The following is a 1,974-nucleotide window of genomic DNA, read 5'->3' as shown; positions in this document are numbered from 1 at the left end:
AGCAATGTTTGGGGCTTTTTTTATGTTTAATTTTTGGTTCGATCTATTCTTGATACAACCGGCCGCGTAAGAGCAGCTGACAGCGCTCACGCGAGTCCAAATCATAAATCGTCGCGCGGTAATCAATACCATGCCGCCCTTCAAAAAATATCACCCGATCGCCCACTGCTAAAAAACAAGACGTACGCGCATCATAGATAAAACCATCAATCACAAACGCCAAATCACGATCTGTCTCGCGTACTGTATAACTTTCTCCTTGCGGTATCAAACGCTCAAACCACGCACTATGAGCAGTATTAGTGCTTAGCACACTTATAAGCAGCAGCGCTAATAGTATGAATGCACGTTTTAATGACATCGTAAAAGTCGAGCTAGCTAGACTGCTTTTATTTACGATATTTTTACTAACTGTCATGACATCTACCTACTCAGACCTGCCCAATGATTGATTCTACTAATGACTCTTCTTATGCTAAACGCTTACTGTCACGGTTGCATAACGTTTTTGTGCTGTTTTTTAGACAGGGGTGCTCAGTATACTCGATAGTATTGATAATGATAAATTTGATAGCTCAATACTAAAAAAATGACTACGAATAAGGAAAGACTATGAGAGAGTTTGATTATGATTTGGATTATAAAAACCTAGATTTGCGCGCGCATCCTGAGCTATACCGTGTCGGTCGCGGTGAGCAAGGCGTCCTATTGGTTGAGCCTTATAAGTCCGAAATATTGCCACATTGGCGCTTTGCCACGCCTGATATTGCAACCGAAAGCAGCGAGACCATTTATCAGATGTTTTTGGATTATCTAGCTGCTGATGACTTTGTCGGTGCCGATATGGCACGCAAATTTATCCAAATGGGCTATACCCGTGCGCGTCGCTACGCCAATCATAAAGGCGGCAAAAAATATAAAGGTCCCGTACCTGATGATAAAAAAGGTCAAAGCGGCGCGCATGGTCGTGAAGAACTGCCACGGCAAGAGGAGGATCCTATCAAAGCGGAATCTGCACGTATTTTTAAACAAAAATGGGATGAATGCCGCGAAAACGAAACCTATCTAAAGATGAAAAAGGAACACCGCGCGCGCTATAAAGAGGTTGAATAGCATATGTTAAAAGTCAGATATTAAAAACATTAGTAACAGTTAGTTTTAATGGTTTGCTGTGCTATGGTAAGACAGAACGAAAACCTAAAATTTAAATCTGATAACTTAAAAAACGAATGCAATACTTCTAGGTAGCGAGGAATAATGGATAAGCAACTGTTAATTTTTGATTTCGATGGCACCTTAATTGATAGTGTGCCAGATTTGGCTGATGCGACCAATGCGATGCTAACCACTCTCGGTAAAGAAACCTACTCTCTCGACACCATACGCAATTGGGTCGGCAATGGCTCAAGAATGCTGGTCGAGCGCGCGTTGGTAGGCAAAATAGAAGTCTTAGAAGGTGAGCTGACGATTGAAGAGGCCGATCACGCAGAGCAAGTATTTTTTGCCGCTTATAACAATATTAGCGGTAGCAAAACCGTCGCCTACCCAGATGTAGATAACGGACTAAAAAAACTCAAAGCTGCAGGCTATACGTTGGCGTTAGTGACCAATAAGCCCATTCGTTTCGTCCCCAAAATCTTGCAATCTTTTGGCTGGCAGGATGTGTTTGTAGAAGTCTTAGGCGGTGATAGCCTGCCTGTTAAAAAACCAGACCCCGCGCCGCTACTCTATGTCTGCGACACGTTAAATGTCACCCCAGAACAAGCGATTATGATTGGTGATTCAAGAAACGATATATTAGCCGGACAAAATGCCAATATGGACACCCTTGGGCTGTCTTATGGTTATAACTACGGGCAAGACATTCGGGAGCTAAATCCTACTCGAGCATTTGATGATTTTGCCGCTTTGGTTGAATACCTTTTGAAGAATTAAGCTCTAGTGTATTTACAACATTTAAAACACTAAGCAAAT

General features: G+C 42.2%; 3 protein-coding genes. 2 read left to right on the top strand and 1 reads right to left on the bottom strand.

Annotation, left to right across the window (positions count from 1 at the left end):
• Positions 1 to 43: 43 nt before the first annotated feature.
• Entirely contained in the window at positions 44 to 361 is a 318-nt protein-coding gene (locus ACS8FD_RS13385) for a hypothetical protein (RefSeq protein WP_439276245.1), read from the bottom strand.
• Between the two features lie 251 nt (positions 362 to 612).
• On the opposite strand from ACS8FD_RS13385, the gene ACS8FD_RS13380 reads away from it, so the two are divergent.
• Positions 613 to 1,113, top strand: coding sequence for a DUF4385 domain-containing protein (locus ACS8FD_RS13380; RefSeq protein ID WP_439263416.1), 501 nt, complete (start codon positions 613 to 615; stop codon positions 1,111 to 1,113).
• A 144-nt stretch (positions 1,114 to 1,257) separates the two neighbouring features.
• On the top strand, positions 1,258 to 1,935 hold the full coding sequence (locus ACS8FD_RS13375) for a phosphoglycolate phosphatase (RefSeq protein WP_439263414.1): 678 nt from the start codon (positions 1,258 to 1,260) through the stop codon (positions 1,933 to 1,935).
• The last annotated feature ends 39 nt before the right edge of the window (positions 1,936 to 1,974 follow it).

It is taken from the genome of Psychrobacter sp. 1U2 (assembly GCF_051847575.1).
Note: the sequence above shows the minus strand (reverse complement) of the source record. Positions and strands in the feature narration are given on the sequence as shown.